The following is a 20,197-nucleotide window of genomic DNA, read 5'->3' as shown; positions in this document are numbered from 1 at the left end:
AAGCGAGGGTTTACTTCACTTCAGCCAAAGAGTTGTAGCTGTCGCTGATCTTTTGCTGTCTTTCAACCTCTTTGCTCCAGCGTTTGACTTCGCCCTGATAGCCGCGCTGTTTGGCTTTCCATTCGTTCTCTTCGCTGGCCAGGCCGCGAAGCTTCTGGTTCACCTGTTCGTTCTGTTCTTTCAAAGTTGCCGCACGTGAATTCCAGATTTTCTTTTCTTCCGTCAACTGGGACATCTGCAACTGATAGTCGTTGATGTTCAGCTCGCGCTTTTTCTGGTTTTCTTTGATCTTTGCAATCATGGCTTCCAGTTCCGCGATCTTCTGGGATTCCTGCGCCATCTTGTTTTTTTCTTCGTTGATCAGACCCTGAATTTCCTTTTCCTGACCACCGATGCGGCCCATGGCCTGGTTGTTTTCTTCAGCCTGCTGATGAACCTGCTTTTGCTGGTTTTCAACCTGGGACTTGGCTTTGGCCACTTCCGACAGATTTCCTTCCACGGTTTTCAGGTTCTTTTCATACTCCTGAAGGTTGGTTTTTGAATTGTTCAGATTGCCTTTGATTTTCTCCAGGCCCTCTTTGGCGGAATTCTGCGCCATTGCGGTTGTGCCAAGACTCATCAAAACACCTAGGGACAAAGTCGTCATTGCTTTAGCGAATTTCATCTTGAAAATCCTTTCCTTATTGTTCAGACAAGCCGGCCACACTGCCGTCCTGACCTTCTTGGGCACAAACATTTTTCAAAGAAGAACGATAGTGACCCACTTCGTCCTCCCAGATTTCACCTTTGAATTTCCAGTTCAGGGATTTTTCCTTCTGAACCTTCAGCTCCGGACGTTCTTTTTCGTTGATCTCACCACCAGCCATTTGATAGCGGATGTGCTCACCGGCGCCAGAGTACAGCTCGTACTGCAGAACATCGTTCTGATCCAGGACCTTGTCCAGACCTGCCAGCATCTCGTCAAAGCGGCCTTTCAAAGCCTGGGATGCCTGGGCACGCAGCACTGTTTTTTCTTTTTCAATACGGGCCATGCCAGTTGCGCGCAGATTCTTGATGGACGTGCGGGCTTTCTTGGCAATGTGGAACTGGATGCGATAGCTCAGCAGTTTCTGCTCGGCTCTTTGCACTGCCGCCACGGTGGATTCAGAAGGGCTGTCGCCTTTGAGTCCTTTTTTCGCGTCAGCCAGTTCTTTGTTGGCCTCGTTTTGTTTGGCAATCAGCTCGCGCTCTTTTTTCACCAAAGTCAGCGCGATGCGGTTGAATTTCACGATCTCGTCCTCATAGGCGTTGATCTGCTTTTGCACGCTCATGTAAGCAGGGTGGCGCGCCAGTTCCACAATGAAGGAACGTGGCAGACCGTCAACTTCCTTAAGGTCTGAGTTTTTCAACCAGCCCTTCACAGTTTCATAGTATGCGGAAGAATCCTTGTGGGAAGAGCTGTAGGCAGCCAGCTTCTGCTTCCAAGGGGCATACTTCTTTTTCATTTCATTCAGCACCTGCACACCGTCACCGTATTGGCACAGGTTCAGGTAACCCACAGTGCGCACCACATAGGATTCCGGAGAGAACGCGTTTTTGAAGAAGTCCGTGTGCAGAGAGAACATGTTCCCCGCAGCCCCTTCATAGTCCTCACCCAAAATCTGAGTCCACGCGCTTTCCACCATAGCCTGCAGCCACAGAGGATTGGATTTATCGACTTTCAGATAAGACTGGAAGGCCTCTTTATACTGGGACTTCTGGAACTGCATGCGCGCCAGAGTCAAAGCACCCACAGAACGCAGTTGGGATGTTTTGTCGGCCTCGGTCGCAGTCATCAGCTTTTCCAGATAGATGGTGGCTTCTTCGACTTTACCCTGACGATAGTTGAACAGGGCATTCAGCAGCAAAGCCTCCGGATAACGCGGGGACTTTTCGCCGATAAAGATCAAAGCGTCTTCCATCAGGCCCAGTTGGCCCTTGTCTGAATAGTATTTGGCACGGGTGATCTGGTAGTCATCATTCTTGGTGATGTCCATTTCATGCTTGATCACCAAAGGGTCGATCAAAGCGATGTCGGACGTTTCCAGTGTGTTGATGTTCTGAACCAGGGCTTCAGTTGCTTTTTGCTGCCACTCTTTGGATTTGGTTTCCTGCGCCACCTGAATCATGTACTGGCGGAACTCGGAGTGCAGACCCAGGCCCTTGGCTGTCATGGCATAGTGGTACAAAGCCTCAATCCGGTGTTCCGGGTCCTCGATCAGTTCCGAGAACAGACCCATCGCCAGTTCGTAGTTCTTCTGGATTTCCAGGAAGATCAAAGCCTGCAGCAGTTTGTAGTCATTCGGCTGCATGTCTTCAAGCTTCGCCAGTTGCACCAGAGGATCCTTGGTCACAGGTTCTGCCACCGGATTCAGGATTTTGACATCCGGAATTTTGTTGAAGGCATCCGCTGTGGTCAGGGATTTGGCCGGGTTTACCACGTCCGTGTAAGGCTTCAGGACAAAATCAATGGCCACTGGAGATTCACGACGGCGGGTTTCTTTCAAAGTGACTTCGCGGGAGGCGGGGAGGCGCAGCGGGCTCATTTCAGAGGCCTCGAGTTCGCGCTCTTCACCGACATCCAGCAAAGGAATGTTTTTAACCTTGAAGACCTCGACTTTGCCTTTCACCACTTTCTTTTGATAGACATCAAAAGTCGGAACCAGGCTGGATTTGACCTTCAGGCTGGCAGCCGCTGGACGGCCGCCTTTTTTGACTTTCAGTGCGGGCTCAGCCAAAGCCGTGCCGCACAGAAATGGAATAGTAATCAGAATGCTTAATGACTTGTTCATAAATCCCCCCACCCTGGAGAAAATTAATGCCAGTACGTGATACCAATCATCAGTGATGTATCGTTGATCGTTTCACTGCCCAGATCACGCTGACCACCCACGACAGTACCGCCCACGTTTGTGCCCGGAGCATAGTACTTCATCTTTTCCTGAGTGGACCAGGTGTTGACCAAATCCGCTCTGATGGCAAAATGCTCAGAGAAGAAGATCTGCTGGAACACGCCCAGTTTGTAGGCCATGGTGTCTTTGGAGACGTTGCCTTCGGCCTGGGTGATTTCATAGTTCAGTGACCCCACACCGAACGAGATACCCATGTCGAAATAGATGATGGCTTTGTCAACCACACTCATTTTCGCATAGAAAGGGACCCAGATACCGGAAAGGAAATAGGATGACTTCAAAACGTTGTGGTCCGGAATCGCGCCGTAGGTATCAACGAATTGTTTTACCGCATCGTTGTCTTTCAGGCTTGCAGAGTTGTAGCTGCCTTCAAGACCCCAGCGTTCATTGAAGAAATACCCCAGGCTTCCGCCAGCGATAGTTCCTGTGCTGTAGGGGTCATTGAACGGAATACCCGCAGCACCGGTCAGATAGAAACGTTCCGCTTTCACGTAACGTCTGTTCTGAACGACACTGAAGTCGTCGTCTTTGGCTGCCCAGTATTTCTGCTCCAGCTTTTTGATGTCCAGCTTGTCGCTGCCGCGTTGATCAGCTTTGCTGTCTGCCGCCTGCTGTGCAAATGCCTGAGATGCCGTCAGGATGAACATTAGAATTGTCTTCTTCAACATGATATAACCCCCGCCTTAGTTTGTACTTTTGAATAAGAATGGATAAGTCACTAGCACGCGTGTTCCCCCCTGTGGAGCAGGAAACTTCCACGCGGCAACCCTATTCAATATACATCCCTCAACGGTTGCGTTCTTAAGTGTTGTGTCCCCAATGAGCTGCTGTTCCACCTGACCGGATGGACCGATCGTGAATTTCACAGCGACCTTACCGAACAGATCCGGTTTGGCACTCAGTTGTCTTTCATAGCAATACAGAATCTGACCCAGTTTGGATTTGATGTACTGGGCGATGATCTCTCTGTCCAGACCGCCAGTAATTTCGCCTTCCTCTTCGATCAGGCCCACGCCACCGGAACCGGTGCCGCCCGCTGCCAGACCGCCCATACCTGTGGCACTGTTGCCACCGCCACGGCCGACAGTGCCGACACCACCACCGGAACCAGCACCTTCGTTACCCCAGTCACGGCCGGAGCGCTCCATGCTGCCGACAGCCGCTAGGGCACGACCGGAAGCGCCGGAACCTGCTTTCACGCCTGTGGCGATAACGACGTTGCCGGAACGAGCGGCTTGAGCGGAAACTTTACCCAGAAGCTGGGAAATACGACCGCCGGAAATGGACTTCATCATTTTGGAAACTTTGCTGCCACCAGTAGGCATCTCCGCCGTTTTCTGATTGGCTGCCGGAGCTTGTTCTTTCACGACCACCTGTTGGGTAGGGGCGGCTTCGGCTTTTTTGCGTTTGGGTTTGATCTCAGTTTTAACAATGATTTTCTGCGCCGCTTTTGGCGGAGCTGCAACCACTTCAAGATCCTGGGATTTTGGCGAGAACAATCCCACTGTCACCAGGAACAAAGCCGCACCAAGAACGATAAATACACCTTTTTTGGAGTCTTCATCCATCAACTGGTCTGTGGAAAGGCGGGCCATGCGGGCGGCGTCTTCCAAAGAAACGGTTCTTTGTTTCACTTCAAGTTCACCGACCATTTGTTTGTGCCATTCCTGGGAAGGGACACAAGCGACTGTTGTTGGAGTCATCGCCATGGAAGGTTTGAATTTTTTGTTCATAGGCAGGATCTTGGTTTCAAGAACCTGATCGTTATGTTTTACGATGTAAAGCTGGAACTGCTTTCCGGCTTCACGCTGTTCTTTGCCGGCCTTTTCCAGGCGCAGATACAAATCCGCTTCTTTCACCACCGGAGTGAACTGCAATGTACAGTCGCCGATAGTCAGGGACTTTTCCTCATCCAGGCGCAAAGCCGGAGAGCCCTTAGCGGAAGCGCTGGTGTTCATGTCCAGATCGACATACCACCAGGCTCCGTCACGGTATTCAAAAAGACCCTGGATGCCCTTGGAATCCGGTGCGATAGAAATCACATCGGCCAGACGGGAGGACCCGAAGGTGTGGGTTTTGTTATTGGATCTTAACTTCCAAGTTTTCGCCGTCCCGTTTTTCAGGGATTGACGCACAATCAACGTGAGCATGTGACACCTCATGAAACTAGTTGTTCAAGTAGAGAGCTGATTCGCGGATACGGCCATCCATATCTTTCTGCACATCGTAAAGAGGCATAAACTTGATGCCTCTTTTTTGCACAAGATAGGCGCCGTCAGGGTTCCGAATCGTTCCCTTAAGGTTCATGTCACCGAAATTGACTTCCTGGACTTTACGGACTGTTCTTTGTTTGGCAAAGCCAGCCGATGCTCCCAAGAGAATGAAAGCAACCATCGCTGTGATGATAGATTTCACTTGTACCCTCCATACTACAAGTCTCCCGAGATAACGTGCTGACCGACTTTGTTTTGATTTTTCAAATACTGTATTTTCTTACCCAACCAGTCGCGCATTTCCAATTGCTGACTGGCTTTAAATGCTCTTTCATAAGAATCCAGCGCAAGCGTTGGACTCTGTTTGTAGGTCTCAAACAAGTGAGCCTGCTGCAGAAGGAAATCAGTGTTGTCTTTCTTGCTGCCAAGCAGGTCTTTCACCACGCTCAGTGCTTTGTCGACTTCACCCTTCTGGGCGTAAGCTTCACTCATCAGAGTGCCCACGTTCAAAGTATACAATTGTTCTTTAGAGATTGCAGAGAAATTTTCAATTGCCTTCGTAAAATCTCCCTCTGAGAATGCCTTCACTCCAGCGAAAGTTTTCATTTCCGTCGAAGCCATTTGCATGTCTAAAACTTTATCGAAAAACGGCATCGCGGAATTCATACCGTCTTCTTTGTAAAGCAGACGGGCTTTCTGATACACGTATGGTGCTGCTTCCGGCTGAACTTTCAGGGCGGCATCGATCATCCACATCGCCTTGTCGTTATAACCGCGGGCATCCGCACCAACGCTGGCATAGAACAGACCTAAGGCACGCGTGTCTTTGGACTTCGCAAGTTCCAGACCCAGTTTTTCAACCATCTCGTACTGTCTAGAATAATAACAATTTCCTGCAACTTCCAAAGTGTTCACATTCGCCAGTTGGCCGGTCAGGATGGCACTTCTGTTACAAGCTTTCGGAGTGCGGGTCTCAAAACGGGACACCTTGCCGATGGTCATGTCCGAGGAGGCTGGAAGATAAGCTGTCATTTTGTCAGCGGCAGGGTATTGGGCCACCGGTGGAACTGTCTGATCCACACGGATGGAGGCAAAGCTGCGCTCATTCGTTGCGGCCTGTCCTTTGGCGGCAGCCAGAACTTTCAGTTTGGCTTCGTTTTCATTTTTCTTTTCCTGGATCGGCGCTGTCAGTTTTGCGATCTCACCACGCAAAGCTTCCTGATCGGCCGGAGTCAGTGATGCCGGCAATGGCATGTTTGTCAGGCTTGAGATGAAGTTGTCGTAGCAACGGTCAATACCGCGCATGGCTTCCAACTGCTGGAATGGATCCTTCGACATCTTCAGAGTGGTGTAGTAAGCCGTGTGCGCCTTGTCCAGTTTCTCGGTTTTCATGGAAAGCACCATCGCGAATTTTTCCTCGCGGGCTTTCACACTTTGTGCGACCAGCTCTTTTTCCAGAATACGGGCCTGAATCAGACGGGCTTCCGCACGTATTTCCGGCGCCACGTCACGACCGTTGGCTTTCATCGCCAGATCAAAGGCTGCGGTCGTTTTGCCGGAATCCAGCAAGGCCTTCGCGCGGTCAATCATGATCTGAGTTGTGTAAGGTTCAAGCCCCTTTGCCAGAACCTGGTTCTGGATTTTCTCAAGTTCGCCAGAGCGTGGTTCGGACTTGTAGGAATCCATCAATTTGCCATAAATACGCTGCAGGGTTTTGTTATCAGCGCCATTCAGGATGCCCATGTACGCGGCACGGGCTTCCTTGTTTTTCTTTTCAAGGATATAAATGTCCGCCGCAAGTTCCAGGTGAGTGTTGCGGTTTTTCTTGTCCAGATCCGCAATCTTCAAAAGAGTCTCTGCGGATTTAGAGATCTGACCGACATCCGCGTAAGCCTTGGCCGCTTCTTTCAAAGCATCCAGGTTGCGTTTGTCATCAGGATGTTTCTGCACGAATTTCACAGAAGCTTCTGCAGCGTCATATACACGGCCTTCGCTGTATTGCAGACTCAGGGCCTGCCACAGAGCATCCTGTGCCAGTTTTGAGCCTTCGTGTTCTTTGGCGAAGGACATCAGCTTTTCAGATGCCTGGTTTTTGTCGCCAGTCTTGGCAAACTCCTGGATTTCAGTGAAATGCGCCTCTTCCATGATTTTATTCATGCTTTTCTTGCGGCCGTCGTCAGCACTGGATGCCATGACTTTCTTTGAGAAGTCCTTGATGCCTGCGTAATCTTTGCGCAGGTTCATCATATCCAGGATCAGATCCTCGGATTTTTTCTTGATGTCGGCGTTGTCAGCCCCTTTCAGGGATGTCAGTGGCATCAGCCATTTTTCCGCTTCCGGATAATTGGCTTCCTCGTATGCAATGTGACCGATTTTGAATTTGATCAAAGTCGCAAACTTGCCAGTTGGATGCTTGGAAAGATAGTTGGCAGCAAGTTCTTTGCGTTCAGCTTCTTTGAGTGGGTCTTTTTTCTTTTCGATGCTTTTTTCTTTGGCATACAGGGCCGCATAGTTCGCATCGTGTTTCATGACTGGTTCTGCGGATTTGTCGCCGACCATTTTATACTGAACGCTGGCTTCGTCATACTTTTGCAGTTGGAACAGCAGTTCCGCGTAAGCAAAACGGGTTTTCAGGTCTGGTTTGGTCGGGTCCTCGTTTTCCAGAATCAGTTTGAACAACTGCTGGGTCAAATCCGAGAATTCCATGTTTTGTTTGTTCTTAAGCCAGATCTCCCACCATTTTTTGGCCATGTCGAGGCTGGTGTGACGGAATCCTTCCACGCAGGAAGATTCCAAAACGTCCACTTTCTGCATGCCTCTCCAAGCGGAGTCCTTTTTACAAAGGTCCGATGCGTATTGCAGGTGGTTGATAACCTTGTCGCGTTTCTTCAAAGTTTCGTTGGCTTCGACCAGGAACAGGTGAGAGCGCACCACGTCCGGACCCATCGAACGTTTGTCGATGTATTCTTCCAGGAAGATATTCATCTCTTTCTGGCGGGAATGGGATTCGTAAAGTTTCGCCAGGTCAATCATGGACTGACCCAGTTCTTCTTCTGTGGCGAGATCTTCAAAGAAAGAATAAAGCTTGTTGGCTGGATAAGAGTCACCGATGAACACCGTCAGGTCACGCATGGCCTCACGACGCAGGTTGTGGCGGTTGGTTGGCACCTCGCCGTCCTGCAACGGTGGGTTCGTTTTTACAACCTGTACCAGTTTCTTGATGCCGTTTTCACTGTCACGCATGTTGTAGTAAGCCCAGGCGGCCTTGTACATGCCGTAGGAATAAACACGGCTGTTCGGGAATTTTTCCACGCGCAGGAAGTGCTCCAGAGCCTGAGAGAATTTACCCTGGTCATAAAGCAGTTCACCCACCGCCAAAGTACCATCGGCGATCAGCGGGGATTTAGGGAATTGAGTCAAAAGTTTGTGGTAAAGCAGTTCAGACACCTTGTACTGCGCAATCTGCTGATTGGCGAAGGCGTTATTGAACAAAACCGCATCCATTTGTTTGAAATGCGGGAAGTCCATTTCGATTTTGGTGTAAATCTTGATCGCACGTTTAATGGCCTCAGCGCCACGTTCGTTTGGCACCGGGAACGGCGAAAGCTTCATCAGGGGAGTGTCCTGATGAAGGTCAAAGAAGCGGCCGGACTTGGAGCGTCTCATGTACAGCTCCGCCAGGCGGTACCACAGATCAGCTTCGTTCTTGGCACCTTTGTTTTTTTTGATGATAACTTGCAGGGACTCAATAGCTCTGTTTTCAGAGCGAGTGATCATGATCTCGCTGCTGAAAGCCTTTTTCTCGTTATCGCTTTCACTGCCCTGGGTCATGCTGACTTCAGGAAGAAGCCCTTTGGTGTTTTTGTCGGCAGCAAAGCAGTAATGTGAGAACAGATGAAATGCTAGAAGCAGAACTATTGTGCGAATCATAAACTTATTCTCCAACCATGGTGACAAGCTTCAACTGAGGGAACCCCGCCATTGAAGCGGTGTACATCACTTTTCTCAGCGTCGCGTACGGCAGATCCTTGTCTGCCTGCAGAAGGATACGGCCCTCTTTCACATGAGCTTTATCCTTCTCGGTTTCGGACTTGGCGATCTTATCCAGCTCCTGGAACAGGGGCTTGATGAAGTTACTGTCTTTGTCTTCCAGATCCTGCGGAAGGAAGTCGGCATTTTTCACATCAGCAATCTTTGTCTGGTCGATCTTCAGCTCGTTTCCGCTCAAAGAAAGCTTGATCGACTCTGTTGCATTCGTCATTGAAGCCGAAGATGGAAGGCGGATGTCCTTCTCGGGATTCAGCTGAACTTCCGATGTTGAATAGCTTTGCAGCAGGAACACCAGCATGATTGTGAACATATCAGTCATAGACGTGATATTCAGACCAAATGTGGAGTTCTTTTTTGTTTTTGGTTCATATCTGCGACGACGTGACATGGCTTAGCCCTCCATGGTGTTCGCAAAGATGATCTCTGGGAACATGTAATTGGTTTCCACGTTCTTGCCCTGTTTGGTGTCAAACACCGGGAACTTGACCGTGTTGTCGCGGGCCTGTCGGGCAGCGTCCATGATTTTCACAATGGTGTCGTAAGGGACTTTGCCGTCGGGATTCAATTCAAGCTTGAATACTTCCGGATGGGCCTTTTTTACCGCCACCAGTTTCTGATGGAGGGTGTTCATGTCGAAAGCGCCGTCCTTCAATGGAATGGTCTCGACTTTTTCCTGGCCTTTTTCGGTGATGATGATACGGATGCCGTCTTTGGCATCGATTTCCATCGCCACATTGGTCGGAGTATTCTGATTTTCCTGGCGCTGGATAGCTTCGCTTACCACCTGCGGCAGTTCAGTTTCAATGACCATCATCTGCACAAAGGCGGATGATACAAGCAGAACCGGAACCAGCTTCACCATCACGGCCAGCAATGGCGCCAAATCCAGCTCGAACTCACTGTTATGATCAACTTTGATCTTGCGTGCGCGTCTCATAAAATTGTCCCATCCTTAGTTATGTAAGGTCCACCGCTCCGGGAAAAGGCCTCCGTTAGGAGACCTTCTGGCCTGGGGACGGAGGCGTCACACTTGGTGCCGTCACGTGATCCGGGAACACGTTCTGGCGAGTCAGGTTAGGGATATGGGCGCTGGTCAGAAGCTCTGTAAGTTTGGAGCACTTTTCAGACATATCTTCGATCAGCTCATTTTGACGGGCAGTCAGAATCGAGAAGAACACCATCGCCGGAATCGCTACTGCCAGACCCAAAGCCGTCGTATACATGGACACAGAGATACCGTGTGCCAACAGGGCTTGTTTTTGTGCCGGGTCAGCAGATGCAACCGCCTGGAACGAAAGGATCAGACCATGGATCGTACCCAACAGACCCAACAATGTCGCCACGTTGGCAAGCATGGAAAGGTAGTGCAGGCGCTTGGTGTACAAAGGCACGTTTTCGCTCAAGGCGATGTCGTGTGCCTGGAAGATTGTGTCGTCATCACGGTCGGCTTTTTCAAGAATGGTCTTGAAGGCAGAAGCCAATGGCTTTTTCTCAAGTTGGGCACAAAGAAGCAGAGCTTCATCGAGCTTTTTAGCCAGAACCAGGTTCTGAACTTTGCCCATGAATTCATCCACATTCATTCCGTATTCTTTGTAAAGAGCTTTTGCGCGTTCGGCCACAAGTACCAGAGAGCCCACGCCCACCAGCAGAATAAACCAGCCGACAACACCGGAATCATTCATGAACTTTAAGAATGCCATCATTTGTTTCCTCCTTGGAAACGCCACCGCGTGTCCATTTTGTTAATTGAGCCATACCGGTTTCTTGCACTGAGAGGAAACGAACAGCGTAATGCAAACCGGATTTAACGTTGAGTCTCTGCTTGGAGTAATTCTTGCGAATAATCTCACAAAGCACGTTGAATGTCTGAGGGTTCACCTCAGAGGTTCTAAAGTTGAGCAGAATCTTTTGGCCGGGCAGAAGCAGGGGATCGTTCAAAAGAACCAACGCCCCGTTTTCACTCACACTCAAGGTGTGGCCGTCAAAAAAGTTGTGATCGTTGTGCGCATAGACCGGAGTTTCCAGATCCACGCGTGGACACTTTCTGTCTTTGAATGAGCCTGCGATATGATCCTTGGTTTCAATCAGTCTGCACAGACGGTCTTTGGAAAATTCCTGAAGATCGCCCAGCAAAGTCCAATTTTCCAGGTGCGAAGCCCACACGAAGTTGTAATCGTAGAGCTCGCCATTTTGGATCATCGTGATCAGTGATCTGTACTCGTAGGGACCGTATTTCATTTCCCCGCGCAGAATATACCACTGCTGCTGATTAGTTGCTGTCTGTACCCCACCCATACAACATCCTTTTACAGTTTAATCGACTTAGGATAGAAGTCGATCGTGATATTTGCATCCGCTGCCGGCACCGAACTTCCGTGGAAGGTGATGGTCAGGTTGGATGCATCGTAAGTCCATCCGTTGACTGCGTCGTTAGGCACGGAAACTCCGTTTACCGTGATCACGATCGTGTCCTCTTGTGGTTCACGATTCAGTTTAAAGACGCTGGAAAGCTGGATGATGGAATCAGAGATGAGCTCCAGAGTAGAACCAAAGTTAGAGCACAAAGACCCTTTCACGCCCGCAGTTAAAGTTGCCAGTTCTGGCAGGCGAGTAGAGATCTTGCGCGCAAAACCGTCTGTGGACAGAGTGGTTTTGCAGGCGTCGTCAGGAACCGTGATGGTGCTGACGGAATAGTTGCGGCTGCCAACATATCCATCCAGGAAGTCCACATAGCTTTGAACTGTGTGAAGGTTGGCGTTGCTGTAACTTTCGTTGAAAGCCGCAGAGGAAGACGAGAAGTCCTCTTCGTCACTGACGATGATCACCGCCAGGAAGGCTTCGCTGCGGCGGAATCCTGCATTTTGCGGCTCAAGCAAAGCTTCCTTGAAGCTTGAGAACGCACGTTCATCACCATTACCCAGCGTTCCCTGCTTGGCGTTGGTAGAGAATACATCACTCAGATTCGCGGTGTTCTTGTCCATAATGAACACGCCCGAGTGAGTTTCGATTCTTGGATTTGTCTGTAGTACCGCACCGTCCTTGATGCGGGCTTTATCACTGCCTGAATTGAATTGTTTTTCCCAGGCCTCAGTTGTCGTTACGGCCATGTGGAAATCATAGTTGTACTGTTGGAAGCGCGAGATGAAAGACTGGAAGTTAGCCGCCAGATTGTCCTGAGAGGTTTTCATGGAGCCGGAGTTGTCGATCACCCAAAGGATGTCGATCTGCTTCGGAATGAAGACTGCTTGTTGCTTGTAGTCTTCTGCATCATTCAAGAGGGAGTAAGAACCAGTCCCCTTGCTGCAACCAGCTACCAGTGCCACTGCTGAAGCCATCATTAGTGCTTTGCTAGCGACTGTTTTTTTCATACGGTTATGCCCTCCTGAGCCCCACCATGCTTCTTGATGGATTCAGTTTCGTTTAAAACAACCCAAAACTGAAATTTCAGGTTTCAGGTAACTGCATGAATTCGTTTTTTATTTTTTAATTGGTCTAGAATTGAGACACGCTAAGTGTGTGAAATAACAGGGTGTTGTTAAATCAATCATTTTCCAAAATATTTTCTTGTGTAAAACCTATAGCCAGTTTGTCAGGCTTTCCGTCTCGTTTTCCAGGCTAAGTGCGCGTCGAAATTAGAAGATACTCGGAACTGTCGAACTTGTCGTCACAACCAATGTCCTCTTTTATTACGAGGCTTAAAAGAAAAGGGACCTTCGATGGAAGGTCCCTTGGATTATTTCTTCTTCAAAAGTAATTTGGCTTTCTGCCAGTACTCTTCTTTTTGCTCAAGGGTCATTGCTGAAAAATCTTTGTGATCTTTCGCGACAAGTTCCACCATGGTGTTGAAGCGATTTTCAAAACGCTGATTTGCTTTGCGCAAAACCTGCTCGGGTTCCATCTGCACATGACGTCCCAACTGGGCGAGCGAAAACAGGGCGTCTCCCAACTCGTGTTCGATCTCGCTGTCAGTGCCTTCATCCAAAGCTTCGCGCAGCTCCTGATATTCCTCTTCGACTTTGGCAAGGACACCATCCATGTCTTCCCAGTCGAATTTCAACTTTTCAGTGCGTTTGCCGATTTTGTAGGCTTTCTGTAAAGCCGGCAGGGGAGGCACATTCAGTGCGTATGGCGACGGTGCGGCAGAAGAAGCCTTCTCTTGTTTCTTGATTTCTTCCCAGTTGCGGATGACCTCGGCGGTGTCGGCAACCTGGGTGTCCGCGAAGACATGCGGGTGGCGGCGTACCAGTTTTTCGCTGATTCCGGCAATCACATCTTCCAGAGTAAAAGCTCCACGTTCGGCGGCAAGCTGAGCGTGCAGAACCACTTGAAAGAGGACATCCCCCAGTTCCTCTTTCATTTTCAGATCTTTCGCCGTATCGGAAGCGGGCAGTTCCAGGGCTTCGACCAGTTCGTGAGTCTCTTCAATTGCGTATTGAGTCAAAGACTCGTGAGTCTGTTCTTTGTCCCAGGGGCAACCTCCCGGGCCGCGCAAGGAAGCAACGATCTCGACTAAGGACTCAATATGACGTAAGTTGGAGGGAATGTGTGGCATCGGGACTCCTCGACTTTCTGATGGAATCTCTTTATTGCTAACACAAATGCATAGTGATTTCGACAATTTTTGCAATATGGGTTACCGTAGAAAAACTAGATATGCAACGAGGTAAGAATCCAAAAAAGGGCGAAAGCCCAGCCAAGCGGGTCAACTATGAGGATCACAGTCTGAAGTTTTTGGACTGGGTGGATTCCATCGGTTTGGAGAAGACATTCCTGGGTCGTATTGTGCAACTCATGGAGGAAAAATTCTTCATCCGTCGCGCGGCTTTGATCTTCCTGTATTGCGTACTGCTTTCTTACACGATCTTCTATCAGTTCGATATTCCATACAACTTCAATGTCGGTGATGTGGCGAAGTACGATGTCACGTCGCCCATCGGCTTTGAAATGACCGACGAGGTCACCACCGAGGAAAAACGCCTGAAGGCGGAATACGCGGTGCCGATCGTTTACGACTATGACACCAGCGTCTTTGAACGTGTGTCGGTCAACCTGATTCACTCTTTCCGCACCATGCGTGCTTATTACCGCGAAACCAAGTGGCCGACGGCCCCGGCCCAGTACCGGATCGCGGTGAAGGATTTCTTCCAGTACAAAAAGCAGTTTGAAAAAGAGCTGGGTGTGGGGGTTTCGGACTTTATGTTCGAGTGGCTGATTGATCTTCGATTCAATCCGCGCATTGAAGCCATCGTTATCCGCAACCTTGAAAACTGGTACGACCGCAAAGTGGCTGAAGCGCCGGACCGCTTCATTCCGGCCAGCCAGGCTGCTGTTTTGGGTCGGGTGGTGCACAAAAACAATCTGGGGAAAGAATTCCCGATCCCGCGTGAAGAAATCCTGGATCTGCAGTCCCCGGAAAACTTCGAACTGGAGCTGAAAAAAGACCTGAATCGTTTCTCGGAATCGGATCAGGCCAATATCCTTTACTTTGCCCGTTCTTTGGTTGTTCCGAACATGACCCTGAACAAGCAGGAAACCGCCAGCCGCCGTCAGGCCGCGCGTGATGCGGTGATTCCGGTGACCATCACGATTAAAAAGAATCAGAGCATCATCGCGCAAGGTTCGGTGGTTCAGCCGTTCCAGATGGCGGTGATCAAGCAGATTGAAAACATCCGCGCGGACAAGGGCAAAGACATCATGTCGCTTTCCATGGCGCTGATGCTGTCGGTGGCGATTTTGGTGTTTTTCTCTTACCTGAAGCGTTTCACCATCAATAAAGTGAAAATCGAATTCAAAGACGTTTCCGTCATGATGCTGATTGCTTTTGGCATTATCTTCTTCACCAAGATTTACATGTTCATCACGGATGCGGCGTTTGCTTCAAAACTGGGCCACTTCCTGCCTCCGGCGATCTTCCTGTATGCGGCTCCGGTGGCGGCAGGTCCGATGCTGGTGGGGCTGCTGATCACTTACGGTGAAATCGTGTGGTTGTTCACGGCCTTCCTGTCCGTGTGCCTGGGCATCATGGTGGATTACAACTTCGCCTTTATGTTCGTGTCCCTGGTGGGCGGTATCGCGGCGGCGCGCGGGGTTTATAACTGCAAAACCCGTAACGACGTTTATTATGCCGGTGTGCGCACGGGATTAGTGAATGCAGCGATGATTGCCTTCATTCTGACCATGACCAAGTTCGATCAAGAGGGCGGCGTAAAAGAAATTCTGCTTTCAATCCCCGCGGGCTTCCTGGGGGGTATTTTCTCGGCCCTGGTGGCGATGATGTTTGTTCCACTTCTGGAGTCGGTCTTCAACTACACCACGGACGTCAAACTGCTTGAATTGAGCAACCTGAATCACCCGCTGCTAAAAGAAATGATCGTTAAAGCCCCGGGAACTTATCACCACTCTATGATGGTGGGTTCGATGGTGGAAGCGGCCGCGGAAGAAATCGGCGCCAATCCATTGCTGGGTAAAGTGATGTGCTATTACCACGACATCGGTAAAATGGAGCACGCCAATTACTTTATTGAAAATCAGAAGCCGGGCCACAACCCGCATGATCATATTTCTCCGTTTATGAGTAAGACCCTTTTGATCGCTCACGTAAAAGACGGGGTGGAAATGGGCATGGCCTACAAACTGGGTAAACCGATCATTGACGGGGTTTTGCAGCACCATGGAACCACGCTGATTTCTTATTTCTACAACAAGGCTCTGGATCTGAAAAAAGAAGACGGTCCGGAGATCGGGGAAGAGGACTTCCGTTATCCGGGGCCGAAACCGCAGTTCCGCGAAGCTGCATTGTGTATGCTTGCCGACAGTATCGAAGCGGCGGCTCGATCTTTGGATGAGCCGACTCCGGCACGTCTGCAGAACATCGTTAAAAACATCACGCAAAGAAAGTTCTCTGACGGGCAGTTGGATGAATGTAATCTGACCCTGAAAGACATCTCCAAGGTCGAAGCCGCGTTCATCCGCATTCTTCTGGGGATCTATCACCAGCGTATTGATTATCCTCGCAGTGCCGGTGGCGGCTTGGGGGATGTCGGTCACACGCCATCACAGGGTTGATCATGGAAGTTTTGATCGTCAATGAATCCAAACACGCGGCGCCTCGCAAATTCATTCAAAGCTGGATGGATCTTGTGGTGACTGAGTTAAAGCGCAAAAAAGTGCTGAAAGCGGATCAGGCCCGTCGCGAACTGACGCTGGTCTTTTTGGATAAAAAACCCGCTCAGAAAATCAACATGGAGTTTCGCGGTAAGAACTACGCCACGGATGTGCTGAGTTTTGACTCGATGGATCCGGGTTCTTTAGGGGAGCTTGTTTTATGCCCCGAGGTTTTAAAGCGGCAATCCAAAGAGCATGGGCTTACTTATCAGCAGGAGCTGGGTTACATGCTTTTGCATGGGGTGCTTCATTTGCTGGGGTACGATCACGAAACCAGTGAGGCCGACGCTCTTGAAATGTTCGGCATTCAGGATGCGGCTTTCGAAGTCCTTTTGAAAAAAGTTTCTGGTAAATAAGGCCTCTTTTCCCTCTAAAATCGACAAGACAATCGAAACCTCGCAGAAAGACCCCAAAGGGACCTTTTGCGTCCGTGGTTTTGTCTAAAGTTTGAACGATTCCTTCGCGCGGCCCGTGTTTTCGGCGCTTTCCTGCATTCATTTCGCAAATAGTCAGAAGAGACCCGGTTGGCATCGCCTTTGTAATAGGCAGATGTGTGTTTCTCCCATACTGTCGCCTCCGAGAGATTTTCCCCTCCCTTCTCTCGGAGGCGTTTTTCTTGACAGACTGGGCCCTGTGATTACACTGGGCCTATGTCTATCGTTACTGAAGCCTCTGAAATTAAAAGTAAAATCGTGTCTCTCGAAGCCTTCTCGAAGGAGCTTCGGGGGTATCTTTGACTTAGATCGCAAGAAAAAACGCCTGGAAGAGATCTCCATTCAGGCTGAAAACCCGGCCATCTGGGAAAAACCTGCTGAAATGCAAAAGCTGAACAAAGAAAAAGCCCTGCTTGAAAAGGCGGTGGGTGAATTCGACACTTTTGCAGGCCGTTTGAGCGACGCCAAAGTTCTGCTGGAAATGGCGGAAGAAGCCCAGGATGAAGGCAGCTTCAGCGAAGCCAAAGGTGAAGTCGTGGCCCTGGAAAAACTGGGTGAAGAACTTGAGTTGAAACGAGTTCTGAATGGCGAGCTGGACAGCAACAGCGCCTACCTTTCCATCAACTCCGGGGCGGGCGGTACTGAGTCCTGCGACTGGGCTTCGATGCTTCTGCGTATGTATACCCGCTATGCTGACAAGCATGACTTCAAAGTTCAAATCATCGAGATGACCGAGGGCGAGGGTGCCGGGATTAAATCCTGCACGCTTTTGATTGAAGGTCCGTATGCCTATGGATATCTGAAAGCTGAATCCGGTGTGCATCGTCTGGTGCGCATTTCTCCATTTGATTCCAATGCCCGTCGCCACACTTCGTTTGCGTCCGTTTTTGCCTGGGCGGAAGTGGATGACGACATCAATATCGAGGTTCGTCCGGAAGACTTGAAAGTTGACACCTTCCGCGCCAGCGGGGCCGGTGGTCAGCACGTCAACAGAACGGATTCGGCGGTTCGTATGACACATATTCCGACCGGGGTTATTGTGACCTGTCAGGTGGAAAGATCCCAGATCCAGAACCGTGAAAAAGCCCTGAAGATGTTGAAAGCGCGCCTTTATGAAATGGAAATCGAAAAGCGCAATGCAGAAAAAGACGCGATGAATTCCCAGAAAAAAGCCAATGAATGGGGTTCGCAAATTCGCTCTTACGTGATGCATCCCTATCAGATGGTCAAAGACCACCGCACCGATCATGAGACCAATCAGGTCGATGACGTGATGGACGGGGATTTGGATGGGTTTATCATGTCTTATCTGAAGTCCACTTTGACGGCGGAAAGTCAGCCTTCGTGAAGTCGTCATTGCCTTGGCTTTCCTGGCGACTGCTTTTCTCGCGCAAAACCATGTTTGGCGGCTCGGCTCCTTTGGCCTTGTTGGGACTGGTTTTGGGGGTGGCGGCGCTGGTGGCCTCGATGGCGGTGATGAGTGGTTTTGAAAACACTCTGAAAACCGCCATGGCGGAAGTTTCCGGTCATGCACAAGTGGTGAAGCGTTCACGTTTTCCTGATGACTGGAAAGAGCTGGAAGAGCGCATTCGCAAGGCCGAACCCACCTTGGTCAGCACCAGCCGCTTTGTTTTTATTGAAGCGGTTTTGGCCAACAAAGGCCAGATTTCGGGTGTTTTGATTCAGGGTGTGGACACACAAAGGGTGAATGAGGTTTTGAACTTCAAACGCCGTATTGTCAGCGGGTCTGATGATTTAAATGTGGCCACGGATGTGCCTTTGGCGCTGGTGGGTAAGAATCTTGCCAAAAAAATGAACCTCAATGTCGGCGACACCTTCCGTGTGGTGGTGCCAGTGGCGGATTCTGTGGATCCGTCAAAATTCCAGCGCCGGGTGGGGGCCTTCAAGGTGCAGGGTGTTTTGGATCTGGGAAAACACGACTGGAACGAACGTTTTATTTTGTCTGATTTAAAAGCCACCCAGGATCTGGCTGATATTGGAGACCGTTATTCGGGCCTGTTGTTGAAGTTTCAGGACGTGGATCATGCCCGTGAAGCTGCCTTCAACTTAAGCGGTGTGTTGGGGGCTCCTTACTGGGTGCGTGACTGGCGTGATGCCAATGAAAACCTTTTTGAAGCCATCAATGTCGAGCGTCCGGGGATCTTCTTTGTTGTGCTGGTGATCACCATCGTGGCGGCGTTCAATGTGTCGGCAACTTTGTTTGTAAATGTCGTTCGTCGCTTCAAAGATATCGCCATTCTTAAAACCGTGGGCCTGTCACAAAAAGACATCATGAAGATCTTTGTCTGTCAGGGGCTGTTCATGGGCGTGGTGGGGCTGGTGCTGGGGTTTGTCCTGGGTGTCGGTATCGCCTATTTGTTTGAATTTATGCAGGGGCGTTTAAGTCTGATTTCCGGCGAGGTCTATCGTCTGGAAAATATCGAACTGCAAATCCGTTTCGTGGATGGCGTGGCCATCTGTATTGCAACACTTGTGATCTGTTTGATTGCCACAATTGCGCCGGCACGTCGCGGGGCGAAGCTGGAACCGGTGGAGGGACTTCGAAGTGAATAGCGAAAATATTCTTTTGCGTGCCGTGGACATTCACAAATCCTATACCCAAGGGGTCGGTGAGCTTGAAATTCTTCGTGGTGTCAGTCTGGATATCCGCGAGGGCGAGGCGTTTGCGATTCTTGGGGCTTCCGGTGCTGGCAAATCGACTTTGTTGCAGATCATGGGAACTTTGGATCGTCCGAATAAGGGCGAGCTGTATTGTGAAGGTCGCGATCTTCTGGCGATGAGTGATGATGAGCTGTCCCGCTTCCGCAACTCGGAGATGGGCTTCGTCTTTCAGTTCCACCATCTCTTAAGTGAATTCAATGCTCTTGAAAACGTCATGATCCCCTGTCGTGTGGGTGGGGAGTCTATCAAGGTGGCCAAAGAAAAGGCGCTGCACCTTTTGAATTTCATGGGCCTTGCGGACCGCGCCGACCATCATCCGAACCAGCTTTCTGGGGGTGAGTTGCAGCGCGTAGCCATTGCTCGTGCCTTGGTGCGCCATCCAAAGATTCTGTTCGCCGATGAGCCGACAGGGAATTTGGATTCCCACACCAGTGGAAAGATTCAGGAGCTGTTCTTCCGTCTGAAGGAAGAAATGAAATTGGCCCTGGTTATCGTGACTCACGATCTGACCTTCGCCACCAGGTTTCCGAAGGTGTACAGAATGAAAGACGGTCAATGGCAGTCTTAAGGCCCTGGGGCTATCTTCATGATTTGCTTGTGCTTTGCGGCTAAAAAAGTCGATTTGCTTGTCTGGTGGCTTTGACAGGACCTTGGTCTTAAGTTACGATTCCTTGTCTAAATTGTAAGTACTTAAAAATCTTATAGATTTTTAAAAAATAACGGG

Annotated in this window: 17 protein-coding genes; 5 read left to right on the top strand and 12 right to left on the bottom strand. The window is 49.9% G+C overall.

Annotated features, from left to right (window positions below):
• Positions 1–10: 10 nt before the first annotated feature.
• The 12 genes from B9G79_RS11455 to mazG all read right to left on the bottom strand — a co-directional run bounded on the left by B9G79_RS11455 (position 11) and on the right by mazG (position 13,745).
• Positions 11–664, bottom strand: coding sequence for a hypothetical protein (locus tag B9G79_RS11455; protein WP_088565623.1), 654 nt, complete (start codon positions 662–664; stop codon positions 11–13).
• A gap of 16 nt (positions 665–680) precedes the next feature.
• Positions 681–2,810, bottom strand: a complete 2,130-nt coding sequence (locus B9G79_RS11450; RefSeq protein ID WP_088565622.1) for a hypothetical protein — start codon at positions 2,808–2,810, stop codon at positions 681–683.
• Positions 2,811–2,833: 23 nt separating this feature from the next.
• Positions 2,834–3,598, bottom strand: a complete 765-nt coding sequence (locus B9G79_RS11445; protein ID WP_088565621.1) for an outer membrane beta-barrel domain-containing protein — start codon at positions 3,596–3,598, stop codon at positions 2,834–2,836.
• 15 nt (positions 3,599–3,613) lie between these two features.
• Positions 3,614–5,080 (bottom strand): AgmX/PglI C-terminal domain-containing protein, encoded by a 1,467-nt coding sequence (locus B9G79_RS18505; protein ID WP_088565620.1) that lies wholly within the window; start codon positions 5,078–5,080, stop codon positions 3,614–3,616.
• Between the two features lie 16 nt (positions 5,081–5,096).
• Positions 5,097–5,345 (bottom strand): hypothetical protein, encoded by a 249-nt coding sequence (locus tag B9G79_RS11435; protein ID WP_088565619.1) that lies wholly within the window; start codon positions 5,343–5,345, stop codon positions 5,097–5,099.
• Between the two features lie 14 nt (positions 5,346–5,359).
• On the bottom strand, positions 5,360–9,073 hold the full coding sequence (locus B9G79_RS11430) for a tetratricopeptide repeat protein (protein ID WP_088565618.1): 3,714 nt from the start codon (positions 9,071–9,073) through the stop codon (positions 5,360–5,362).
• Between the two features lie 4 nt (positions 9,074–9,077).
• Positions 9,078–9,581 (bottom strand): ExbD/TolR family protein, encoded by a 504-nt coding sequence (locus tag B9G79_RS11425; protein WP_088565617.1) that lies wholly within the window; start codon positions 9,579–9,581, stop codon positions 9,078–9,080.
• Positions 9,582–9,584: 3 nt separating this feature from the next.
• A complete protein-coding gene (locus B9G79_RS11420) occupies positions 9,585–10,130 on the bottom strand; it encodes an ExbD/TolR family protein (protein WP_088565616.1) in 546 nt (181 codons plus the stop codon).
• A gap of 55 nt (positions 10,131–10,185) precedes the next feature.
• The gene (locus B9G79_RS11415; protein WP_088565615.1) at positions 10,186–10,896 is read right to left on the bottom strand and encodes a MotA/TolQ/ExbB proton channel family protein; all 711 of its coding nucleotides are present in this window, start codon (positions 10,894–10,896) and stop codon (positions 10,186–10,188) included.
• Positions 10,868–11,488: a PilZ domain-containing protein gene (locus tag B9G79_RS11410; RefSeq protein WP_088565614.1), complete on the bottom strand. Its 621-nt coding sequence runs from the start codon at positions 11,486–11,488 to the stop codon at positions 10,868–10,870. The genes B9G79_RS11415 and B9G79_RS11410 overlap by 29 nt, the downstream gene beginning before the upstream one ends.
• Positions 11,489–11,499: 11 nt before the next feature.
• Positions 11,500–12,561 carry a hypothetical protein gene (locus tag B9G79_RS11405; RefSeq protein WP_088565613.1) on the bottom strand — a complete coding sequence of 354 codons (1,062 nt, stop codon included), beginning with the start codon at positions 12,559–12,561 and terminating at the stop codon, positions 11,500–11,502.
• A gap of 365 nt (positions 12,562–12,926) precedes the next feature.
• Complete coding sequence (mazG, locus tag B9G79_RS11400; RefSeq protein ID WP_232468600.1) at positions 12,927–13,745, bottom strand: nucleoside triphosphate pyrophosphohydrolase; 819 nt, start codon at positions 13,743–13,745, stop codon at positions 12,927–12,929.
• Between the two features lie 101 nt (positions 13,746–13,846).
• Between mazG and B9G79_RS11395 the strand changes: the two genes are divergently transcribed.
• The 5 genes from B9G79_RS11395 to B9G79_RS11375 all read left to right on the top strand — a co-directional run bounded on the left by B9G79_RS11395 (position 13,847) and on the right by B9G79_RS11375 (position 20,041).
• Positions 13,847–16,258, top strand: coding sequence for an HD family phosphohydrolase (locus tag B9G79_RS11395; protein WP_088565612.1), 2,412 nt, complete (start codon positions 13,847–13,849; stop codon positions 16,256–16,258).
• Positions 16,259–16,260: 2 nt separating this feature from the next.
• Positions 16,261–16,713: an rRNA maturation RNase YbeY gene (ybeY, locus tag B9G79_RS11390; protein ID WP_088565611.1), complete on the top strand. Its 453-nt coding sequence runs from the start codon at positions 16,261–16,263 to the stop codon at positions 16,711–16,713.
• Between the two features lie 294 nt (positions 16,714–17,007).
• A protein-coding gene (prfB, locus tag B9G79_RS11385; RefSeq protein WP_232468598.1) for a peptide chain release factor 2 occupies positions 17,008–18,139 on the top strand; the annotation gives its coding sequence in 2 pieces (ribosomal slippage) (positions 17,008–17,088 and positions 17,090–18,139; 1,131 coding nt in all).
• The gene (locus B9G79_RS11380) at positions 18,136–19,365 is read left to right on the top strand and encodes an ABC transporter permease (RefSeq protein WP_232468596.1); all 1,230 of its coding nucleotides are present in this window, start codon (positions 18,136–18,138) and stop codon (positions 19,363–19,365) included. Before prfB ends, B9G79_RS11380 begins: the two co-directional genes overlap by 4 nt.
• Positions 19,358–20,041 carry an ABC transporter ATP-binding protein gene (locus B9G79_RS11375; RefSeq protein ID WP_232468595.1) on the top strand — a complete coding sequence of 228 codons (684 nt, stop codon included), beginning with the start codon at positions 19,358–19,360 and terminating at the stop codon, positions 20,039–20,041. Before B9G79_RS11380 ends, B9G79_RS11375 begins: the two co-directional genes overlap by 8 nt.
• The last annotated feature ends 156 nt before the right edge of the window (positions 20,042–20,197 follow it).

It is taken from the genome of Bdellovibrio bacteriovorus, from assembly GCF_002208115.1.
Taxonomy (GTDB): Bacteria; Bdellovibrionota; Bdellovibrionia; order Bdellovibrionales; family Bdellovibrionaceae; genus Bdellovibrio; species Bdellovibrio bacteriovorus_C.
This window is presented reverse-complemented; position numbering and strand designations above follow the sequence as displayed.